At 69.8% G+C, this 20,889-nt stretch carries 15 protein-coding genes; 7 read left to right on the forward strand and 8 right to left on the reverse strand.

Translation table 11 applies throughout. The annotated features are described in order from the left end of the window. The first annotated feature begins 110 nt into the window (after nucleotides 1–110). Together KIH27_RS02320 and phoU are read left to right on the forward strand one after the other, a co-directional pair. The gene (locus KIH27_RS02320; RefSeq protein WP_214091301.1) at nucleotides 111–2,405 is read left to right on the forward strand and encodes an LCP family protein; all 2,295 of its coding nucleotides are present in this window, start codon (nucleotides 111–113) and stop codon (nucleotides 2,403–2,405) included. Between the two features lie 62 nt (nucleotides 2,406–2,467). Next, nucleotides 2,468–3,136, forward strand: coding sequence for a phosphate signaling complex protein PhoU (gene phoU, locus KIH27_RS02325; protein ID WP_214091302.1), 669 nt, complete (start codon nucleotides 2,468–2,470; stop codon nucleotides 3,134–3,136). A gap of 4 nt (nucleotides 3,137–3,140) precedes the next feature. Here phoU and hrpA read toward each other — a convergent pair whose 3' ends face one another. After that, entirely contained in the window at nucleotides 3,141–7,040 is a 3,900-nt protein-coding gene (gene hrpA / locus KIH27_RS02330; protein WP_214091303.1) for an ATP-dependent RNA helicase HrpA, read from the reverse strand. A 247-nt stretch (nucleotides 7,041–7,287) separates the two neighbouring features. On the opposite strand from hrpA, the gene pstS (KIH27_RS02335) reads away from it, so the two are divergent. Genes pstS (KIH27_RS02335) through pstA (KIH27_RS02345) form a run of 3 tightly spaced genes read left to right on the forward strand, consistent with a single transcriptional unit; the run spans nucleotide 7,288 to nucleotide 10,316 of the window. Continuing rightward, nucleotides 7,288–8,397 carry a phosphate ABC transporter substrate-binding protein PstS gene (gene pstS / locus KIH27_RS02335; RefSeq protein WP_214091304.1) on the forward strand — a complete coding sequence of 370 codons (1,110 nt, stop codon included), beginning with the start codon at nucleotides 7,288–7,290 and terminating at the stop codon, nucleotides 8,395–8,397. 42 nt (nucleotides 8,398–8,439) lie between these two features. Beyond that, entirely contained in the window at nucleotides 8,440–9,414 is a 975-nt protein-coding gene (gene pstC, locus KIH27_RS02340) for a phosphate ABC transporter permease subunit PstC (protein ID WP_214091305.1), read from the forward strand. Then, a complete protein-coding gene (gene pstA, locus KIH27_RS02345) occupies nucleotides 9,411–10,316 on the forward strand; it encodes a phosphate ABC transporter permease PstA (RefSeq protein WP_214091306.1) in 906 nt (301 codons plus the stop codon). Before pstC (KIH27_RS02340) ends, pstA (KIH27_RS02345) begins: the two co-directional genes overlap by 4 nt. A 16-nt stretch (nucleotides 10,317–10,332) precedes the next feature. On the opposite strand, the gene KIH27_RS02350 is transcribed toward pstA (KIH27_RS02345), so the two are convergent. The 7 genes from KIH27_RS02350 to KIH27_RS02380 all read right to left on the reverse strand — a co-directional run bounded on the left by KIH27_RS02350 (nucleotide 10,333) and on the right by KIH27_RS02380 (nucleotide 18,332). Beyond that, nucleotides 10,333–12,264: a serine/threonine-protein kinase PknD gene (locus KIH27_RS02350; protein ID WP_214091307.1), complete on the reverse strand. Its 1,932-nt coding sequence runs from the start codon at nucleotides 12,262–12,264 to the stop codon at nucleotides 10,333–10,335. A gap of 176 nt (nucleotides 12,265–12,440) precedes the next feature. Continuing rightward, nucleotides 12,441–13,544: a phosphate ABC transporter substrate-binding protein PstS gene (gene pstS / locus KIH27_RS02355; protein WP_214091308.1), complete on the reverse strand. Its 1,104-nt coding sequence runs from the start codon at nucleotides 13,542–13,544 to the stop codon at nucleotides 12,441–12,443. An 82-nt stretch (nucleotides 13,545–13,626) separates the two neighbouring features. Then, the gene (pstB, locus tag KIH27_RS02360; protein WP_214091309.1) at nucleotides 13,627–14,403 is read right to left on the reverse strand and encodes a phosphate ABC transporter ATP-binding protein PstB; all 777 of its coding nucleotides are present in this window, start codon (nucleotides 14,401–14,403) and stop codon (nucleotides 13,627–13,629) included. Between the two features lie 60 nt (nucleotides 14,404–14,463). Beyond that, nucleotides 14,464–15,378 carry a phosphate ABC transporter permease PstA gene (gene pstA / locus KIH27_RS02365; protein WP_214091310.1) on the reverse strand — a complete coding sequence of 305 codons (915 nt, stop codon included), beginning with the start codon at nucleotides 15,376–15,378 and terminating at the stop codon, nucleotides 14,464–14,466. Beyond that, nucleotides 15,375–16,346 carry a phosphate ABC transporter permease subunit PstC gene (gene pstC, locus KIH27_RS02370; protein WP_307856763.1) on the reverse strand — a complete coding sequence of 324 codons (972 nt, stop codon included), beginning with the start codon at nucleotides 16,344–16,346 and terminating at the stop codon, nucleotides 15,375–15,377. The genes pstA (KIH27_RS02365) and pstC (KIH27_RS02370) overlap by 4 nt, the downstream gene beginning before the upstream one ends. A gap of 42 nt (nucleotides 16,347–16,388) precedes the next feature. Then, nucleotides 16,389–17,480, reverse strand: a complete 1,092-nt coding sequence (gene pstS, locus KIH27_RS02375) for a phosphate ABC transporter substrate-binding protein PstS (protein WP_372451286.1) — start codon at nucleotides 17,478–17,480, stop codon at nucleotides 16,389–16,391. A gap of 147 nt (nucleotides 17,481–17,627) precedes the next feature. Beyond that, a complete protein-coding gene (locus KIH27_RS02380) occupies nucleotides 17,628–18,332 on the reverse strand; it encodes a class I SAM-dependent methyltransferase (RefSeq protein WP_214091311.1) in 705 nt (234 codons plus the stop codon). 42 nt (nucleotides 18,333–18,374) lie between these two features. On the opposite strand from KIH27_RS02380, the gene KIH27_RS02385 reads away from it, so the two are divergent. Together KIH27_RS02385 and KIH27_RS02390 are read left to right on the forward strand one after the other, a co-directional pair. Further along, on the forward strand, nucleotides 18,375–19,421 hold the full coding sequence (locus tag KIH27_RS02385; RefSeq protein WP_214091464.1) for an LLM class flavin-dependent oxidoreductase: 1,047 nt from the start codon (nucleotides 18,375–18,377) through the stop codon (nucleotides 19,419–19,421). 183 nt (nucleotides 19,422–19,604) lie between these two features. After that, nucleotides 19,605–20,840 (forward strand): PPE family protein, encoded by a 1,236-nt coding sequence (locus tag KIH27_RS02390; protein WP_214091312.1) that lies wholly within the window; start codon nucleotides 19,605–19,607, stop codon nucleotides 20,838–20,840. Nucleotides 20,841–20,889: the final 49 nt, after the last annotated feature.

A 20,889-nucleotide genomic window follows, 5' to 3' on the forward strand; every position in this document is an offset into this window, starting at 1 on the left:
ATACTCCGGCGGCAGTTGACGGCCGACCGGACTGGCACGGGGCGCACGGGGGGTGCGCCAGGCAGTACCGGCACGACGCCAGCCACGGAGACATCGGAGGCCCTCAGGACATGAGTGACGGCGATAGCGCCGCTCCTGGTCGCTGGGCGGAAACCGACCAGGACGACGGCAACCATCAGCTGATGACGATGTCACCACCCGGCGCGGCGCCCTGGGAGCGCTGGCAGACCCCGGCCGCGGCCGCGGCCTCCGGCGGGCGGCGGCGGGCCGGCTCGTCCCGGCGCCGCAACGGCGGCGACGGCGCCATCTCGGTCGCCGACCTGATCGCGCGGGTCGGCGGTGACACGACCGTCGAAACGCCAGGCCGTCGTCGCGCCGCCCCGGACAGCATCGATCCGGATGTCGCCGCCCCGGACAGCATCGTCCCGGACATCGCCGTCCCGGACATCGAAGAAGCGCCGGCCATCGAGCAGCCCGACCACTGGCCGGACCTCGACTTCGACGGCCTCCCGGACTCGGCCGACGCATTCGACGTCGCGGATCTGGCCTACCCCTCCGAGATGCCGGACCTCGACCGGATCCACCACGCGCATCCCGAGGCCGAGTCCGACTGGGACGAATCCGAGACCACCACGGTGCTGCCCAGTGTGGCGCTCGACATCCCGCCGGTCCGGATCGACCCACTGCCGCACGGCGACCTAAACGACTTCGACGACTTCCCCGACCTCGACGACGCCGACGAGCACGACGAGCACGCGGCCCCGGCTCGGGCCGCGCACCGAACCCACCACCGGATGCTGCTGGCGGGCCGGGCACTGGCCGCGCTGATCGCCATCTGTGCGCTGGTGCTGACCGGCGGCGCCTGGCAGTGGAGCAGCACGAAGAACAAGAACCTCAACCACGTCAGCGCCCTGGACCTCAACTCGCACGACATCGTCGACCCGGGCGGTCAGGTCGGTGACGTGAACTTCCTGATCGTCGGGGCCGACAGTCGCATCGGCGGCAACAGCGACATCGGCGCGGGCGACGCCTCCGACGTCGAGGGCGCACGGTCGGACACGATCATGCTGGTCAACATCCCGGCGAACCGTAAACGCGTCGTGGTGGTGTCGTTCCCCCGCGACCTCGCGATCACCCCGCTGGAATGCACGGTCTGGAATCCGGAGACCGGCGCCTACGGCGCGATCTACGACTCGAACACCGGCAGCTACGGCGACGAGACGGCCACCACCAACACCAAGCTCAACTCGACGTATGCCTTCGGCGGGCCGAAATGCCTGGTCAAGGAGATTCAGAAGCTCTCCGGGCTGGCGATCAACAAGTTCATGGCCGTCGACTTCGTCGGTTTCGGCAAGATGGTCGACGCCCTCGGCGGGGTCGAGGTCTGCTCCCGCAACCCGCTGTACGACGACGAGTTGGGCACCGTGCTGGAGAACGCCGGCCGCCAGACCGTCAACGGCACGACCGCGTTGAACTACGTCCGGGCCCGCAACGTCTACACCGAGACCAACGGCGACTACGGGCGCATCAAACGGCAGCAGTTGTTCCTGTCCTCCCTGCTGCGGTCACTGATCTCCAAGGACACGTTCATGTCGCCGACCAAGCTCAACAGCGTGGTCAACATGTTCATCGGCGACACCTACGTGGACGGCGTCACCACCAAGGACCTGGTCGGCCTCGGGCAGTCGCTGCAGAACCTCGCCGCCGGCCACATCACGTTCGTGACGGTGCCGACCAGCGAGACCGACGAGAACGGCGACGAGGTGCCGCGCATGGACGACGTGCGGGCCCTGTTCGACGCCATCATCAACGACGACCCGCTGCCCGGCGAGAACGACCACAACACCACGTCGGCGCCGACCAGCACGGCCCCGACCAGCGCGGCCACCCCGAAGTCGTCGACCGCGACCACGTCGCCGTCGACGTCGGCCACCGCGACTACGGCTTCGGGCACGCGCACCACCGAGGCACCGGTGCACAGCGAGCAGATCAAGGCGGTGACGACCGCACCGGCGGACGTCACCGTGCGGGTCTCCAACGGCACCGACCAGTCCGGCCTGGCCGCCAGTGCCGCCGACGCGTTCGAGCAGGCGGGTTTCAACGTCACCGGCGCCGACGACTACAGCGGCACGGCGAAGGCCACCACGGTGCTGTTCTCGCCCGGTAACGAGCAGGCGGCCGCCACCGTGGCCGCGGCGCTGCCCAACCACCCGCCGATCGAGCGCGTCGGCGGGATGGGCAGCACCGTCCGGGTGGTGCTCGGACCGGACTTCCGGACCGTCGGCAAGGCGAAGCTGAGCGGCTCCGAGGTCAGCGTGCAGCTCAACCGCGGCGTCAGCGTCCAGCCGACCGAGCTGCCCGAGGACCTGACCGTCACCAACGCCGCCGACACCACCTGCGAGTAAACAGCGGCTGACGTTTTCGTGCCGGAAGTCCGCTAATTGTCAGTCAAGCTAGTCTTGAGGGCATGCGGACCGCTTACCAGGAACAGCTCTCGGGGCTGGCCGAGCAGCTCGGGCAGATGTGCGGCCTGGCCGGCATCGCCATGGAACGCGCCACCCAGGCGCTGCTGCAGGCCGACCTGGTGCTGGCCGAACAGGTGATCACCGACCACGAGAAGATCGCCGCGATGAGCGGCCGCGCCGAGGAGAGCGCCTTCGTGCTGCTGGCACTGCAGGCGCCGGTCGCCGGGGATCTGCGGGCCATCGTCAGCTCCATTCAGATGGTCGCCGACATCGACCGGATGGGCGCGCTGGCCCTGCACGTCGCCAAGATCGCCCGTCGTCGGCACCCGCAGCACGCGCTGCCCGAGGAGGTCAACGGCTACTTCGCCGAAATGGGCCGGGTGGCAGTCGAATTGGGCAGCAGCGCGCAGGAGGTGCTGCTCTCCCGGGACCCGGAGAAGGCCGCCCGCATCCGCGAAGAAGACGATGCGATGGACGACCTGCACCGGCACCTGTTCTCGGTGATGATGGACAAGGAGTGGCGGCACGGGGTGGCGGCGGCCGTCGACGTGACCCTGCTCGGCCGGTTCTACGAGCGGTTCGCCGACCACGCCGTCGAGGTGGCCCGCCGGGTGATCTTCCAGGCCACCGGCAAGTTCCCCGACGAGAACACCCTGCCCCCACCGGAGTAGCTCGCTACAACTCGTCGAGCGCCCGGTAGATCCGCTGCTCGCTGACCGGGCGCGGCGTGCCGAGTTGCTGCGCCCACAGGCTCACCCGCAGTTCCTCGATCTGCCGGCCGACGTCGCGGACGTCGGCACCCGACCGGCGGGTGACCGGCAGCGTTTCCACCGTTTCGTCGTAGGCGGCCTGCACGGCGTGCACTCGGGCCATCCGCTCCCGGTCGGCCGCGGCGGCGCGCGGCAGCTGATCGAGCCGGCGGCGGATCGCGGTCAGGTAGCGGGTGAGGTCGCCCAGGTGCGCGCGGCCGGTGACGGTGACGAATCCGGGCGCCAGCAGCCGGTTCAGCTGGGCCCGGACGTCGGCGATCGCGTCGGCGTGCACGGCCGCCGGCTGGGCCGGTAGCAGCAGTTGCACCTCACGGGCGGCCGCCAGCACCCGGTCCACGCCGGTCACGATGTCCAGCGTGGTGGGGATCAGGGCTTTCGCCACCCGATCCCGCAGCGCGCCGAACTCGTCGCGTGTCCACACCGGGGCCGGGGCCAGCGCCTCGATGGCCGCGTCGGCGCAGTCGCCGAGCAGCGCCGCCAGGGTGCCGTCCGGGTTCGCCTTGAGCGTAAGCCGCATCCGCTGATCCAGCTGTCGCTCAATCTGTTTGACCGGTGACGCGACGCTGCAGCGCAGCAACCGTCGCAGCCCGCGGCCCATGACGGCCTGCTGCTCGGCGGCGGTCGCGAATACCCGCAGATCAGCGGCGGCACCGGTGTCGACGAACGCCGGGAAGCCGCGCACCGCCCGGCCGGCGACCGCGGTCTCGACGGTGGGCGGCAGCGCCGCGAGGTCCACCGGCCAGTCCCGCAGGCCGGTGCGCTCCAGTTCCCCGGCAACCGCCCCGGCGACGGCGTCGCGGGCCGGCCCCGCCAGCTCCTCCTGCAGTGCCGCAAGGTCTTTGCCACGGGCCACCTCGGCGCCGTCGGCGCCCTCCACGGCGAACGTCACCCGCAGGTGCGCCGGCAGCTTGGTCAGGTCGAACGCGTCGGCCGGTACGGCGACACCGGTGCGCCGGTGCAGTTCGCTCCGCAGCGCCGCCAGCAGGGATCCGGCGTCGGGGTCGATGACGGCCAGCACCGCGCGGGCGGTGTCCGGCGCCGGAACGAAGTTGCGCCGCAGGTCTTTCGGCAGCGAGCGGATCAGCGCGGTGACCAGTTCCTCCCGCAGCGCCGGCACCTGCCAGGCGAATGCGTCGCCGCCGAGGCGGGCCAGCACGTCGATCGGCACGTGCACGGTGACGCCGTCGTCGGCGGCGCTCGGGTCGAACCGGTAGCTCAGCGGCAGCGCGACGTCGCCGGACGTCCAGCTGTCCGGCCGGCCGGCGTCGGCGTCGTCATCGGTGCGCAGCAGGTCGTCGCGGGTCAGCGTCAACAGTGCCGGGGTTTTCTGCCGCTGCTTGCGCCACCAGCTGTCGAAGTGCCGCGCGGAGACCGCCTCGGCCGGGATGCGGGCGTCGTAGAAGGCGTACACCGCGTCGTCGTCGACGAGCAGGTCCCGGCGGCGGGCGCGCTCCTCGAGTTCTTCGAGTTCGCTGCGCAGCGCGGCGTTGTCGGCGAAGAAGTGATGCCGGGTCCGCCATTCGCCATCGACTAGGGCGTGCCGGATGAACATCTCCCGGGCCGCCTGCGGATCCACGGCGGCGTAGCCGACGCGGCGGCGGGCGATCAGCGGCAGCCCGTACAGCGTCACCCGCTCGTAGGCCAGCACCTCGCCGCGTTCGGCGTCCCAGTGCGGTTCGCTGTGGGTGCGCTGCACCAGGTCACCGGCGGCCCGTTCCACCGCCTCGGGGGTGATCCGCGCGGCGGTCCGCCCGAACAGCCGGCTGGTCTCGACCAGTTCGGCCACCACCACCCAGCGCGGCGGCTTCTTGGCCAGTGCGGATCCCGGCGCCAGCACGAACCGGGAGTTGCGCGCCCCCTGGTAGTCGCGGCCGTCGACGTGGCGCATCCCGACGTGGGAGAGCAGCCCGGCCAGCAGCGCGGCGTGCACCCGGTCGGGGACGGCCGGCTCGTTCGACTCCCGGATGCCCAGATCCTTGGCGATGCTGCGCAACTGGCCGACCAGGTCCTGCCACTCCCGAATCCGCAGGTAGTGCAGGAACTCGTCGCGGCACATCCGACGGAAGGCGTTGCCGGTCAGGGCCTTCCGCTGCCCGGACAGATACCGCCACAGGTTGAGGTAGGCGATGAAGTCGGAATGCTCGTCGGTGAAACGCGCATGCTGCTGACGCGCCGCATCCTCGCGGTCGGCGGGCCGCTCCCGCGGGTCGGGGATGCTCAGCGCGGCAGCCAGCACCAGGACCTCGGCCACGCAGCCCTCCGTGTCCGCGGCCAGGATCATCCGACCCAGCCGGGGATCGACCGGCAGCCGGGCCAACCGGCGACCCAGGCCGGTGATCACCCCGTGCGTGTCGAAGGCGCCGAGTTCGGTGAGCAGCGCCACCCCGTCGCGGATGCTGCGACTGTCGGGCGGATCCAGGAACGGGAAGTCTTCCACCGCACCGATTTCCAGTGCCGCCATCGACAGCAGCACCGCCGCCAGATTGGTGCGCAGGATCTCCGGGTCGGTGTAGCGCGGACGGGCGGCGAAATCATCCTCGGCGTAGAGCCGGATGCAGATGCCGGGCGCGGTTCGGCCGCACCGGCCGGACCGCTGGGCGGCCGAGGCCTGCGAGATCGGTTCGATCGGCAGCCGCTGCACTTTGAGCCGGCGACTGTAGCGCGAGATGCGGGCGTTGCCGGGGTCGATGACGTAGCGGATTCCCGGCACCGTCAGCGACGTCTCGGCGACGTTGGTGGCCAGCACGATTCGCCGCGTCAGCCGGCTGGCGGGGCGCGGCGCGAACACCTTCTGCTGCTCGGCGGTGGGCAGCCGGGCGTACAGCGGCAGCACCTCCGTGTTCGGCGTCCCGGCCAATGCCTCCGCGGTGTCGCGGATCTCGCGTTCCCCGGACAGGAACACCAGCACATCCCCGGGCGGCTCGGACGCCAGTTCGCCGACCGCGTCGACGATCGCCTCGATCTCGTCGCGGGCCTGGGTGCGGATGATCTCCTGGTCCGGGTCGTCGGGATCGTCGTCGCCACCGGTGACGATCGGCACTTCCAGTGGGCGGTAACGAATCTCGACCGGGTAGGTGCGGCCCGAGACTTCGACGATCGGGGCTCCATCGAAGTGCGCGGCGAAGCGCTGCGGTTCGATGGTCGCCGAGGTGACGATCACCTTCAGGTCCGGCCGGCGCGGCAGCAGTTCCCGCAGATAGCCGAGCAGGAAGTCGATGTTGAGGCTGCGTTCGTGCGCCTCGTCGAGGATGAGCGTGTCGTAGGCCAGCAGCCGGCGGTCCCGCTGGATCTCGGCGAGCAGGATGCCGTCGGTCATCAGTTTGATCAGGCTGCGGTCACTGACGTGATCGGTGAACCGGACCGAGTAGCCGACCACGTCACCGAGCGGCGAGGCGAGTTCGTCGGCGATGCGCTGCGCGACGGTGCGCGCCGCCAGCCGGCGCGGCTGGGTGTGCCCGATCATGCCGCGGACGCCCCGGCCGAGGTCCAGGCAGATCTTCGGCAGCTGGGTGGTCTTGCCCGAGCCGGTCTCACCGGCGACCACCACCACCTGGTTGGCGGTGATCGCCGCGGCCAGGTCGTCGCGCCGTTCGCTGACCGGCAGGTCCGGGTAGCTGATGGCGGGCACCGCGGCCCGACGTACCGCCACCAGCGCTTCGGCCGCGGTGAACTGCTCGGACAGCTGACGCAGCTTCTCCGGGGGTGCGCCGCGCAGGTTCTTCAACCGTCGCCCGAGCCGGGCGGCGTCACGCAGGGTCAGCCCGTCGAGCAGCCCGCGCAGCTGCGCCACCGATGGTTCTGCCACTCGGGCAAGAATACGGAGCCGGCGACTGCCCCCGAAGCTGAACTCCCGCGACGAGGTTCGGCGGCGAAGCCGTGCGGCGTCGCAACCCGGGATCCACCGGCGGTCCACGATTCCGGCCCATATTTGAGACCTGCGGACTGTTACTGTGAAACGATCCGGGCTACCACGGTTGGACGATCACGGCCCGGACGGACCGGATCCGGTGGCTGACGCCGCCCTCGTCGAATTGTCTCCTGAAGGGACTCACGTGAAACTGAACGGTTATGGTGCGGCACTTGGCATTCTGGCTACCGGCGCGCTGGTGCTGTCCGGCTGCGGCAGCGACAAGAACACCACGTCCGAGGGGTCGTCGGCCGGATCGTCGGCGAGCGTCAACTGCGGCGGCGCCGAGACGCTGAAGGCCAGCGGATCGACGGCCCAGCAGAACGCGATGGCCCGGTTCGTCAAGGCGTTCATCGGCGAGTGCGCCGACCAGACCGTGAACTACACCGCCAACGGCTCCGGCGCCGGGATTCGGGAGTTCATCGGCGGCCAGACGGATTTCGCCGGCTCCGACGTGCCGCTCAAGGCCGACGAGTACACCCAGGCGCAGCAGCGCTGCGGTTCCCCGGCATGGAACCTGCCGGTGGTGTTCGGTCCGATCGCGATCACCTACAACCTGGCCGGGGTCGACACGCTGGTCCTGGACGGGCCGACGGCCGCCAAGATCTTCAACGGCGCCATCACCAGCTGGGATGACCCGGCGATCAAGGCGCTCAACGCGGCTGCCACGCTGCCCGCCCAGCCGATCCACGTGGTGTTCCGCAGCGACGAATCCGGCACCACCGACAACTTCCAGCAGTACCTCGACGGCGCCTCCGACGGCGCGTGGGGCAAGGGCGCCGGCAAGACGTTCAACGGCGGCGTCGGCGAGGGCGCCAAGGGCAACGACGGAACCGCCGGGGCGATCGCCAGCACCGACGGCGCGATCACCTACAACGAGTGGGCATTCGCGCAGGCCAAGAACCTGCACACCGCCCAGATCGTCACGTCGGCCGGTCCGGACCCGGTCGCGATCAGCACCGAGTCGGTGGGCAAGACGATCGCCGGCGCCACGATCGACGGCCAGGGCAACGACCTGGTGCTCAACACCGCGTCCTTCTACAAGCCCAGCGAGGCCGGCGCGTACCCGATCGTGCTCGCCACCTACGAGGTGGTCTGCTCGAAGTACCCGGACGCCGAGGTCGGCAAGGCGGTGCGGATGTTCCTGAAGTCGACCATCGGCCCCGGCCAGGCCGGTCTGGCCGACAACGGGTACGTGCCGATCCCGGAGGCTTTCATGACCCGCCTGTCGACCGCAGTCGACGCCATCGCGTGACACCGCACCACCGGTCACCGTTGACGCGGTGCGGCGTTCGGCATGCCTGACGGCCCCGACGCGCGGCCAGCCGCGACACGCCTCGCCGAGGGCAACACCTCGGCGGGCGAACGGGTGTTCCGGGCGATGGCGGTGGCGGCCGGTTCGACGGTCGTCGTCACCATCGCCCTGATCGCGGTCTTCCTGTTGGTCCGCGCCGTCCCGTCGCTGCAGGCCAACACCGCGAACTTCTTCACCAGTGCCACGTTCAGCACCGGTGGCGCCGGCGGTCTGGCGTTCGGCATCCGGGACCTGCTGATGGTCACCGTCCTCAGTTCGCTGTTCGCCCTGTCGCTGGCCGTCCCGATCTCGGTCAGCATCGCGGTGTTCCTCACCCGGTACGCGCCGCGGCGACTGGCCCGGGCGTTCGGCGTCATGGTGGACCTGCTGGCAGCGGTCCCGTCGATCGTCTTCGGGCTGTGGGGGATTTTCGTCCTGGCGCCGATGCTGGTTCCGGTTGCCCGGTTCCTGCGCACCCACCTGGGTTCGGTGTTCCTGTTCGCCAAGGGCAACGTCTCCCTGGTCGGCGGGGGCACGATCTTCACGGGCGGGATCGTGCTGGCGGTGATGATCCTGCCGATCATCACCTCGGTGTCCCGGGAGGTGTTCCGTCAGACCCCGGCCGCGCACATCGAGGCCGCCCAGGCACTGGGGGCGACCCGGTGGGAGGTGGTGCGGATGGCGGTCCTGCCCTACGGTCGCAGCGGCGTGATCGCCGCATCGATGCTGGGGTTGGGCCGCGCACTCGGTGAGACGATCGCGATGCTGATCATCCTGCGGGCGGCGCCACACCCGGGGCACTGGTCGCTGTTCGACGGCGGGTACACGTTCGCGTCCAAGATCGCGTCGGCGGCCAACGAATTCAGTGCGCCGCTGCCGACCGGCGCCTACATCGCCGCCGGTTTCGCACTGTTCGTCTTGACGTTCGTCGTCAACGCAGCCGCCCGCGCGGTGGCCGGCGGGAAGGTCAACGGGTGAACATCACCACGCTTGAAGCTCCGGCCAAGACCAAGGCCAAAAGCCACATCAGCCGCCGGCGCCGGATCAAGGACACCGTCGCCACCGGGGTGTTCCTGACCTCCTTCGGCATCGCCACGGTGCCGCTGGTCTGGGTGCTGTGCGTGGTGGCGGTGCGGGGCTGGCGGGCGATCGTCCACCTGGACTGGTGGACGCACTCGCTGCGCGGCGTGCTGCCCGAGGAACTGGCCGGCGGGGTGTACCACGCGCTGTACGGCTCGCTGGCGCAGGCCGGGACGGCCGCCGTGCTGGCGGTGCCGCTGGGCCTGATGACCGCGGTGTATCTGGTCGAATACGGTTCCGGGCGGTGGGCTCGCCTCACCACGTTCATGGTCGACGTGCTGGCCGGGGTGCCGTCGATCGTCGCCTCGCTGTTCGTCTTCAGCCTGTGGATCGTCACGCTGGGGTTCCAGCAGAGCGCGTTCGCGGTCTCGCTGGCACTGGTGCTGCTGATGCTGCCGATCGTGGTGCGCTCCACCGAGGAGATGTTGCGGCTGGTCCCGGACGAGCTGCGGGAGGCCGGTTACGCCCTCGGGGTGCCGAAGTGGAAGACGATTCTGCGGATCGTCATTCCCACCGCCCTGTCGGGGATCCTCTCGGGAACGTTCCTGGCGCTGGCCCGGATCATCGGGGAGACCGCCCCGGTGCTGGTGCTGGTCGGCTACAGCCGTTCGATCAACTACGACATCCTGCACCACAACATGGCCTCGCTGCCGCTGCTGATCTACTCCGAGCTGTCCAACCCGGAAGCTGCGGGCCACACCCGGGTGTGGGGTGCGGCGCTGACCCTGATCATCCTGGTCGCGCTCAGCGCGGTGCTGGCCGCGGTCGCCACCCGGATCTTGTCGCCCCAGCAGCGCTGACCGGCCGGCCGCCGGGTCAGCCGGCGGCCAGTTTCACCACCCGGTTGTTGCCGCGGTCGGCCACGAACAGCGCCCCATCGGCACCGGCCACCACCTGCAGCGGGGTGTTCAGGCCGGTGAACGGCAGCAGGGTCTGGCTGTTGGTCCCGGCCGCCAGCTTGAGCACCTTGTGGTTCTCGTGGTTGGTGACGTAGACGTTGTCGGCGCGGTCGACGCTGACGCCCCACGGTGAGGACAGCCCGGTGAACGGCAGGTCGGTCTGGGCGTTCGACCCGGCGCTCAGGCGCACCACCCGATCGTTGTCGGTGTCGGTGACGTAGACGTTGCCGGCGCTGTCGACAGCCACGTCGTCCGGGTTGTGCAGCCCGGTGAACGGCAGCACCACGGCCGCGTCGGCCCCGGCCGGCAGCTTGAGCACCCGGTTGTTGCCCCGGTCGGCGACGTAGACCGCACCCTGCGCGTCGACCGTCAGCCCCTCCGGGTAGCTGAGCCCGGTGAACGGCAACTCGGTCTGCTCCTGCGAGTCCGCGGCCAACTTCACCACCCGGTTGTTGAAGTCGGTGACGTACACCGAACCGTCGTTGCCGACGGCCACCCCCTGCGGTTCGTACAGGCCGGTGAACGGCAGCACCTCCGGGGCACCGGAACCCGGCGCCAGCTTCAGCACCCGGCCGTACATGCTCTGGTTGGTGATGTAGAGATTGTCGGTCCCGTCCAACGCCAGGCCGCCCGGGGAGAGCCTGAAGCTCAGACCGTCCAGCGGCAGGACGCTCTGCCCACTCGCCGCGGCCGCCGCCGACGAACTCGAGGTGCGGGTGAGCGCGTAGCCGGCGACCGAACCCGCGACGGCGACCGCCACCAGCGCTGCGGCCACCGGCAGCAGCCAACTGCGGCGTTCCCGCGCTGCCGGCGGGGCGAACGACGGGGGCACGGAACCGGCGGGCACCGGCTGCGGCCGGGGTGGGGTGTCGGCGACGGTCGGCCGCACCATGGTCGCGCCGAGTCCGCTCGCCGGCCCGGTGTGGCCGTCGGTCGGCTGATAGGTCCCCGGGCCGACCGCGATCCCGGTGGCGCTGATCGACCGGGCGGCGGCCAGGTGCTGCTCGGCCACCACCAGCGCGTCCTGCGCGGCGTGCGCCAGGTCGCCGGCGCTGCTGTAGCGGTCCCGCGGGTTCTTCGCCATGCCCCGGGCGATCACCTGATCCAGCGCGATCGGCACGACGCCCGGGCGCACCTGACTGGGCCGCGGCGGCGGTCCCATCAGATGCCCGGCGATCAGCCGCTCGACGCTGTCGGCCGGATAGGGGGGTGTGCCGGTGAGGCATTCGTTGAGCACGCAGGCCAGCGAGTAGATGTCGGAGCGGTAGGTGACCTCGTCGGAGCCGAACCGTTCCGGCGCCATGTAGTTGTAGGTGCCGACCGTGGTGCCGGTCTGGGTGATCCCCGGATCGGTGGCGGCGCGGGCGATCCCGAAGTCCACCAGGTAGGCGAAATCGCGGTGGGTGATCAGGATGTTCTCCGGCTTGACGTCGCGGTGGATCACCCCGACGCTGTGCGCGGCGTCGAGCGCGGCAGCCACCTGATCGATGATGGCCACCGCCCGGGCCGGCTCCAGCGGGCCAGACCGCCGCAGCACACTGGCCAGGTCGTCACCGTCGATCAACTGCATGGCGACGAACATCCGCCCATCGATCTCGCCGTAGTCGTGGATCGGCACCACATGCGGTTCCCGGAGCTGACCAGCCGCATCGGCCTCGCGCTGCATCCGGGTCCGGAATGTCGGATTGCCGGTGAGCGCCGGGCTGATCAGCTTCAGCGCGATCGAACGGTGTTTCCGGGTGTCCTCGGCCTCGTAGACCTCACCCATCCCGCCGCTGCCCAGCAACCGGAGCAGCCGGTACGGGCCGAACTGGCTACCTGTCCGCAAGTCCAGCTCACTACGGTCCACACCGCTCCTTTCGGGCAAGTCCAGCCTGCGGTACCGCAGACCGCACCAACTGTCCACTTGAACAGTAAGTTAACTGGAGGTTACCGACCAACATTAAGGAATGGCTGCATTCCTGGTCAGAGCGCTACCCAAATCGGCAGCGAATACGTCTCAGCACCGTAAGTCGGCTCGCCGACTTACCCGATCGCGTCGATCGCCGTCCGCAATTTGGACCGGAACGAATCCGGCAGCGGGATGTAGCCGTACTGGTCCAGATCCTGCTGGCCGGCGCCGACCGCGGCCTGCATGAACGCCTTCACGGCCTGCCCGTTGGTCGGGTTGGGGTACTTCGAGCAGACGATCTCGTAGGTCACCAGCACGATCGGGTAGGCACCGGGTTCGGTCGGTTTGTAGAACGACGACGTGTCCACCACCAGGTCGTTGCCCGTCCCGACGAACTTGGCCCCGCCGATGGTCTTCTCCACCGAATCTGTGGAGATGCTCACGCCCCGCGGGCCCGCCGGCGTGATGATCTGCGCCATCTTCAACTGCCGCCCCACCGCATACGACCACTCGTTGTAGGTGATCGCCCCCTCGGTGCCGCGCAGCAGGGTGGAGGTGCCGTCGTTACCGGTGGCACCGCTGCCCACGCCACCGGTGAACGCCTTGCCGATACCCCGGCCCCAGGCACCGTTGGAGGCGGCGTCGAGATACTTCTGGAAATTGTCGGTGGTCCCGGACTCATCCGCGCGGAACAGTACGTGGATGGGCTCGGCCGGCAGTTGAACGTTTTTGTTCAGCGCCTTCACCGCCGGATCGTCCCAGGTGGTGATGCCGCCGTTGAAAATCTTCGCCAGCGTCGGACCGTCGAGGTTGAGTTCGTGGACGCCGCCGATGTTGTAGGTGACCGCGATCGGTCCGAAAACCGTGGGCAGATGCCACGCCGGTGAGCCGCAGCGGGCCGCCACCCGCTGCGGTTCGCCGGTTGACGGGTCCAGCGGCGAGTCGGAGCCGGCGAGCTCGGTGTGTCCGCTGGCGAACTGCGACACCCCGTTGCCGGACCCGTTGGCCCGGTAGTCCAGCGTGTAGTCCGGGCACGCCCGGATGTAGGCGTAGACGAACTGCTCGATCGCGTGCGCCTGGGCGGTCGACCCGCTGGCGGTCAGCTTCTTCTTGCCGCCGCACTGCACCGACCCCGCCGCAGCGTTCTCCGCGGACCCGGAACTGCCGCCGCAGCCGGCGATCAGCAGCGCGACGGCCGCCAGCAGGCTCCCGACCACACCGACTCTGCTGGTCTTCACGACACTCCTCCCGGCGGCGATGATGCCCACACCGTAGCCGACACCGCCGACAGCGGTCCGGCTATCGACGGCGCGGGGTGGCTCAGCCGAACCTGCCGGAGATGTAGTCCTCGGTCTCCTTGCGGCTCGGGTTGGAGAAGATCTTCTCGGTGTCGTCGATCTCCACCAGCCGACCCGGCTTGCCGACGGCCTCCAGGTTGAAGAACGCGGTCTGGTTGCTCACCCGCGCGGCCTGCTGCATGTTGTGGGTGACGATCACGATCGTGTAATCCTGCTTGAGCTGGGAGATCAGCTCCTCGATCGCCATCGTCGAGATCGGGTCCAGCGCCGAGCAGGGCTCGTCCATCAGCAGCACGTCGGGTTGCACGGCGATCGCCCGGGCGATGCACAACCGCTGCTGCTGACCGCCGGAGAGCCCGCCGCCGGGCTTGTCGAGCCGGTCCTTGACCTCGTTCCACAGGTTCGCACCGCGCAGCGACGCCTCCGCGGCCTCGTCGAGCAGCTTGCGGTTGCGCACCCCCTGCAGCTTCAGCCCGGCCACCACGTTGTCGCGAATCGACATGGTGGGGAACGGATTCGGCCGCTGGAACACCATCCCGACGGCCTTGCGCACCCCCACCGGGTCGATCCCGGGGTGGTAGATGTTCTCGCCGTCCAGCAGCACCGACCCCTCCACCCAGGCGCCGGGGATCACCTCGTGCATCCGGTTCAGCGTGCGCAGCACCGTGGACTTACCGCAGCCGGACGGGCCGATCAGCGCGGTGACACTGCGCGGCGCCACCGACAGTGACACCCCGGCCACCGCGTGGAACTTCCCGTAGTAGATGTTGACGTCGACGAGGTCCAACCGTTTCGCCACGAACAGCCTTCCTGATTCAATCGGTAACCGACCACCGGGTGACCGGGGATGTTCGGCGGGCTAAACCTTCTTCGGAGCAAACATCCGCGCTCCCAGCCTAGCCAGCACGTTAAGCACCGCGATCAGCAGGATCAGCGTGAATGCGGCACCCCAGAGTCGTTCGGTGGGAACGGCACTGACACCGGCACCCGCCGACGTCTGGTCGTACATCATCCCGGTCAACGACCCCATGAAGCCGTCGAACATGTTGAAGTTCATCGCCTGCGAGTACCCGACCAGGACCAGCAGCGGCGCCGTCTCCCCCATCACCCGGGCCAGCGCCAGCATGATGCCGGTGATGATCCCGGACAGCGCGGTCGGGATCACGATGCGGGTGATCGTCTTCCACTTCGGCGCCCCGAGCGCGTAGCTGGCCTCCCGCAGATCCATCGGGACGATCCGGAACATCTCCTCGGTGGCCCGCACGATCACCGGCGTCATCATCAGCACCAGCGCCAGCGACACCGCGAACCCGGACCGGTGGAAACCGAACGTCGCCACCCACAACGCGTAGATGAACAGTGCCGCAACGATGGAGGGAACCCCGGTGAGGATGTCCACCATGAACGTGGTCAGCTTGCCCAGTCGGGTGCCGGCGCCGTACTCGACGAGGTAGATCGCGACGAGGATGCCGATCGGGACCGAGATCGCCGCGCAGACCAGGCCCTGCAGCACGGTGCCGACGATCGCGTGGTACGCCCCGCCGCCGGAGACGAACGCCGTCATCCCGGCCTGTGAATGCGTCCACCAGGAGGCCGACAGCACCGCGGAGATGCCGTCGTCGATCACCGAGTACAGCACCCAGGCCAGCGGTATCAGCGCGAGCAGCATCGACCCGGTGACCAGCACCGTCGCGACGTTGTCGGCGATCCGGCGGCGCAGATTGACGCCCCCGAAGGTGCGGGCCTTCACCGGCCGGTCCAGCAGCACGCTCATCGCCGCGCCGCCCCCCGGTTGATCGCCACCCGCGCCAGCGCGTTGACCACCAGCGTCAGCACGAACAGCACCAGCCCGGCGGCGATATAGGCGCCGGCCTTGTACTGGTCGTTGAACTCCGATGCGGTGGCCGCGATCTTGGTGGCGAAGGTGGATCCGCCGTCGAACAGCGACCAGCCGAACGCCTTCTGGGTGGCGCGCAGGATGATCAGCAGCGCGACCGTCTCGCCGAGCGCGCGGCCCAGCCCGAGCATCGCGGCACTGATGTAGCCGGACCGTCCGAACGGCAGCACCGCCACCTTCACCACCTCCCAGCGGGTGGCGCCCAGGGCGAGCGCCGCCTCCACCTGACCGCGCGGGGTCTGGGCCAGCACCTCGCGGGTGACGGCGGTGATGATCGGCAGGATCATCACCGCCAGCACGATCCCGCCGGTGAAGATGGTGCCGCCACCGGCCACCGACACGTTGCCGGTCTTGAACGGGAACAGCCAGCCGAGGTTCGTGTTCAGCCAGGTGGCGATCGGCCGCAGCCGCGGCGCCAGCACGTACAGGCCCCAGGCGCCGTAGATGATCGACGGGATGCCGGCCAGCAGGTCGACCAGGTAGGACAGCAGCCCCACCAGCCGGCGCGGCGCGTATTCGGTGAGGTAGATCGCGATGCCCAGTGCCACCGGCATCGCCAGCAGCAGCGCGAACACCGACACGCACACCGTCACCCGCAGCATCTCGGCGATACCGAAATGCATGGCGGCGGTGTCGGTGGTCACCCAGCTGCCGTCGTAGGTGAAGAAGTTCTCCCGGTTGTGCAGCAGCGCCGGTATCGCCCGCCACAGCAGGAATCCGCCGATGGCCGCGATCAGGATGCTGATCAGCAGACCCGACCCTTCCGCGGCCGCCCGGAACACCCGGTCAGCGGCCGGATTCGGCGCTTTCGACGCGGGCGGCGTCACCGGCGGGCGTGGGGGCACCCGGCCCACGATATCGCAGGTCGCAGCCCTGTTCCGGTGGACCTAATGAATCGCTCCGATCGCCGTGACCAGCCGCTGGGAGAACTTCTCGGGCAGCGGAACGTACCCGGCGGCCGACAGTCCGGCCTGGCCGTCACCGGCCGCCGCGGTCAGGAACGACTTGACGCCCGCGGCGGTGCCGGCGTCGTAGCCGCCGGAGCAGACGATCTCGTAGGTCACCAGCACCAGCGGGTAGCCGCCGGGGGTGTTGGTGCCGTAGATCGAATCGAGGTCGACCCGCAGGTCATTGCTGTCGGGCGTGCTGAACCCGGCGGATTCGATGACGACCCGGGCCGCGTCGTCACCGGCGGCCACCGCGCCGCTGCCCGAGTCGATCAGCGCGGCGGGCACGTTGGCCTGGTCGGCGAAGCCCTTCTCGACGTAGCCGATGGCGCCGGGCGTGGTCTGCACCGCCTGGATGACGCCGGCGGACTTCTGCGCGCCCTCGCCGACGCCGCCCTGGAACTCACTGCCCGCGCCCTTGGTCCAGGCAGCCGGCGCCGCGGCCGTCAGGTACTGCTGGAAGTTGTCGGTGGTGCCCGAGGAATCCGACCGGTAGATCGGGGTGACCGCGGTGTCCGGCAGCGTCACGCCCGGGTTCAGGGCGGCGATCGCCGGGTCGTTCCAGGCGGTGATCGTCCCGGAGAAGATGCCGGCGATCGTCGCGCCGTTCAGCGCCAGGGTGTCGATGCCCTCCAGGTGGTAGGCGAGCACGACCGGGCCGAACACCAGCGGCAGGTGCCAGGCCGGGTTGCCGCCGCAGCGGGTGGCGGCGGCCTCGACCTGCGCGGCCGACAGCGGCGAGTCGGAGCCGGCGAAGTCGACGTGACCGGCGACGAACTGCTCCCGGCCGGCGCCGGATCCGGTCGGGTTGTAGGACAACTCTTTTCCGGGGCAGTGTTTCTTCCACGCCTGGTTGAACAGCCCGATGGCGTTCTGCTGCGCGGTGGAGCCCTCAGCGGTCAGCGCGTTCTTGCCGGCGCATTCGCCGGACCCGGATTCCCCGGCTGACGCGGTGGAACTCATTGCGGCGCTGTTGTCGTCGCTGCCGCAGCCGCTCAAGGTCAGGCTCGCGGCGGCGGCTGTCGCAACCATCCCGCGCATCATGGCGATCTTCACCGGTTCTCGCTTTCCTGTGTGATTCCTGTCCTGCGTCCGCAAGGAAGCTACGTGGCCGTGATGGCCGGTAACCGGATGACGAATGAATCCACGGTGAACAACCTTCGTCCGGTGCTCCGGGCGTCAGTCCTGCCGGGTGGCGGCGATCATCCAGAACGGCATGTGCACCACATTGTCCTCCAGCAGCGGCTGCAGGACCGCGAATCGGTGCTGCAGCACCCGGACGCCCTCGGCGATGTCCGGCCGTCCCATCTCCTCCATCAGCTGCAGCATCGACGTGAACGACTCCGGTGCGAAGACACCCTGATAGGCGGTCGGCCCGATGTGATCGACGCGCCAGCCGGCCGCGGTGAGCACCCGGCGGAAGGTCTCAGCCGGGGCGCCGTCGAGTTGCCAGCCGTTGACGTTGTGCCGCCCGGCTTCGAACATGAACAGCCGCGCGCCGGGCCGGGTCACCCGGTGCAGGGTGCGCGCGTACTGCAGTTGCAGCGCCTCGTCGTCCTGAAAGACGTGATAGAAGGCGCTGTCGACGACGGTGTCGAACCGGTCGTCGAATCCGGCGAGGTCCAGGGCGTCGGCGACCTGGAAGTTCACCCGCACCCCGGCCGCCTGCGCGTTGGCCCGAGCCCGCTCGATGGCGACCGGGGACAGGTCGACACCGGTCACCGGGTGCCCCTGCAGCGCGTAGTAGATCGCGTGATGACCCGATCCGGTGCCCGGGTCGAGGACTTCGCCGCGCAGCGCACCGCAGGCCACCAGTTGCTGCACCGCCGGTTGCGGCCGACCGATGTCCCATGGTTCGGCCATCTCGTCGCCGTGCTCGGTCATGGCAAGATCCTCCACGTGAGTCCGTCCGCACCCCGGCAATCGCTGCGACTCTCGGTACTCGACCTGGTGCCGGTGCGCACCGATCAAACTACGTCGGATGCACTGGCGGCAACCGCGCGTCTGGCGAAGATCGCCGATCAGCTTGGCTTCCACCGCTATTGGGTCGCCGAGCACCACAACATCCCGTCGATCGCGGCGACCAGTCCGGCCGTGCTCATCGGTCTGCTCGCCGCGCAGACGGCGCGGATCCGGCTCGGGTCGGGCGGGGTGATGCTGCCCAACCATGCACCGCTGGCGGTGGCTGAGCAGTTCGCGCTGCTGGAGGCCGCCTACCCGGGTCGCATCGATCTCGGGGTGGGCCGGGCGGCCGGTTCGGATCTGGTGACCTCCACGGTGTTGCGCGGCAGCACCGGCGATTCCGGCCTCGACCACTTCGGCGACCACGTCGACGACCTGATCGGGTTCCTCGACCCCGCCGGCCTGACGGTGCAACTCGCCGACGGCGGCTACCTGCTGCGGGCGACGCCGGCGGCGACCGGCGCGCCCCGGGTCTTCATGCTCGGGTCGTCGCTGCACTCCGCGCAGTTGGCCGCGGCCAAGGGTCTGCCGTATGTGTTCGGCTACCACCTGTTCGGCCGGGGCGCCGAGGAAGCGCTGGCGCTGTACCGCGCCGAATTCACCCCGAGCCGGGTCGCGGCGGAACCGGTGGCGCTGCTGACCGTCAATGTCGTGGTGGCCGAAACCCGCGCCGAGGCAACCGATTTAGCGCTCCCCGATGCGCAGTTCTGGGCCCGGCAGGCGACCGGGCAACCGCTGCGGCCGCTGGATCTGGTCCACGATGCTCGAGCCGCCCAGACCGCCGCGCTGACCGCGCAGCAGCGGGAACTGGTGGACGCCGCGCTGCAGCGCGCGGTGCTGGGCACCGCGACCGAGGCCGCCGCGCAGTTGCGGGACCTGGCGGACCGGTTCGGCGTCGACGAGTTGATGGTCAATCCGGTCGCGTCCGCGCACCGCGGCGTCGATCCGAAAACCGCACCGGGCCGGGAGACGACGCTGGAACTGCTCGCCGGCGGGTTACCGCAGCCTTAACCCCCGGTGACGTGCCGATGTTCGCACGGCGTTCCATACGAACCCTGCCAGAACATTGGCAGGTCGAGTTCACTCCCGATTCGGGTCAGCGTTCCATCGCGCTCACATCTTCGGTTCAGCATTCATGCATCGGACCACGATGCACCGGCTCTGTGCAGGAGCTGGCGAGGGAAGCGAGCGCAGATGTTGGATTTCGGATTGCTGCCCCCGGAGGTCACGTCGACCCGACTGTATGCGGGTCCGGGCTCAGGGTCACTGACATCGGCCGCAGCAGCCTGGGCCGCGGTCGCGGCCGAACTGGAATCGTTCGCACACGGTTACTCCGCGACCGTGGCCGGCCTACTCGGCGAGGCCTGGGCGGGCACCTCGTCGGAGGCGATGGCCGCGGCCGCCACACCGTTCGTGCAGTGGGCGACGGAGACCGCGGCCCGCGCCGGACGGGTCTCGGGGCAGGCTCAGGCGGCGGCGGGCGCGTTCGAGGCGGCGCACGCCGCGATCACCCCGCCCGCCGTCGTGTCAGCCAACCGCACCCGGCTGACGCAGTTGATCGCCACCAATGCACTGGGCCAGAACACCGCGCACATCGCCGCCACCGAGGCCGCCTACGACACGATGTGGGTGCACAACTCCCAGACGATGACCGGCTACGCCTCATCGGCGTCGGCGGCCACCCAGCTCTCCGCGTTCCACGAGCCGCCGCAGACCACCAACCCCGGCGGGGCAGCGGGTGAAGCGCTGGCCGCCGCGAGCGGTGCGCACACCCAGACCCTGTCGCAACTGCTCGCGACGGTCCCGCAACTGCTGTCCGGGTCCGCCTCGAATTCGAGCCTGTCCTCGGCGCTGGCGGCAACCCAGCAGTCGGCCCTGTCGACGATCGGGAACATCAACACCGCCGACGGCCCGGTGGGCTTCTGGATGGCGGTCGCGCGAACGGTCGGCAACCTCGGCACGTTCGGCATCGCCGGCTACCGCCTCGCCGCAGACGGTGCCCTCTACGCACCCCTGTCCGGCCTCACCGGCAGCGCGGGCGGAGTCACCTTCGGGCTGACGTCGACGGGAATGACGTCGGCCGGGCTGGCGGGCGCGGTGGAGCCGACGGCCGCCGTCAACCGGGGTGTGCTCGCCCATGTGGGCACCGCCGGGTCGATCGGGCCGATGACGGTGCCGCCGGCCTGGGCGGATCTCGCGCCGGCCGGGGCCGCCACCGAGGACCCGGTGTGGCTGGCGGATGCCGACGCGGCGTGGGACGCCGACGACGACGCAGCGGAGATGGGCGGCGTTCCGTCGGCGGGTGTCGGCCCGATGGCGGGCATGGCGGGTGCGGCGACGGCCGGGATGACGGCCCGCCCGATCGTCAGCTCCATGCTTCGGGTCGCACCGAAGCGCTTCACGATGCCCCGCCATTCCGCCGGCGGTTAGCCCGCTCTCGATCCCCGACCTGGCAGCGGCAACCGATTTGAGGAGTAGC

This window comes from Mycolicibacter acidiphilus, assembly GCF_018455725.1.
GTDB classification, from domain to species: domain Bacteria; phylum Actinomycetota; class Actinomycetes; order Mycobacteriales; family Mycobacteriaceae; genus Mycobacterium; species Mycobacterium acidiphilum.

What these genes read in the sequence shown, in the direction of transcription:
- KIH27_RS02320 (WP_214091301.1), top strand. Translation starts at nt 111, where the DNA reads ATGAGTGACGGCGATAGCGCCGCTCCTGGTCGCTGGGCGGAAACCGAC.
- phoU (WP_214091302.1), top strand. Translation starts at nt 2,468, where the DNA reads ATGCGGACCGCTTACCAGGAACAGCTCTCGGGGCTGGCCGAGCAGCTC.
- pstC (WP_214091305.1), top strand. Translation starts at nt 8,440, where the DNA reads ATGCCTGACGGCCCCGACGCGCGGCCAGCCGCGACACGCCTCGCCGAG.
- pstA (WP_214091310.1), bottom strand. Translation starts at nt 15,378, where the DNA reads ATGAGCGTGCTGCTGGACCGGCCGGTGAAGGCCCGCACCTTCGGGGGC.
- pstS (WP_372451286.1), bottom strand. Translation starts at nt 17,480, where the DNA reads ATGGTTGCGACAGCCGCCGCCGCGAGCCTGACCTTGAGCGGCTGCGGC.
- KIH27_RS02380 (WP_214091311.1), bottom strand. Translation starts at nt 18,332, where the DNA reads ATGACCGAGCACGGCGACGAGATGGCCGAACCATGGGACATCGGTCGG.
- KIH27_RS02390 (WP_214091312.1), top strand. Translation starts at nt 19,605, where the DNA reads ATGTTGGATTTCGGATTGCTGCCCCCGGAGGTCACGTCGACCCGACTG.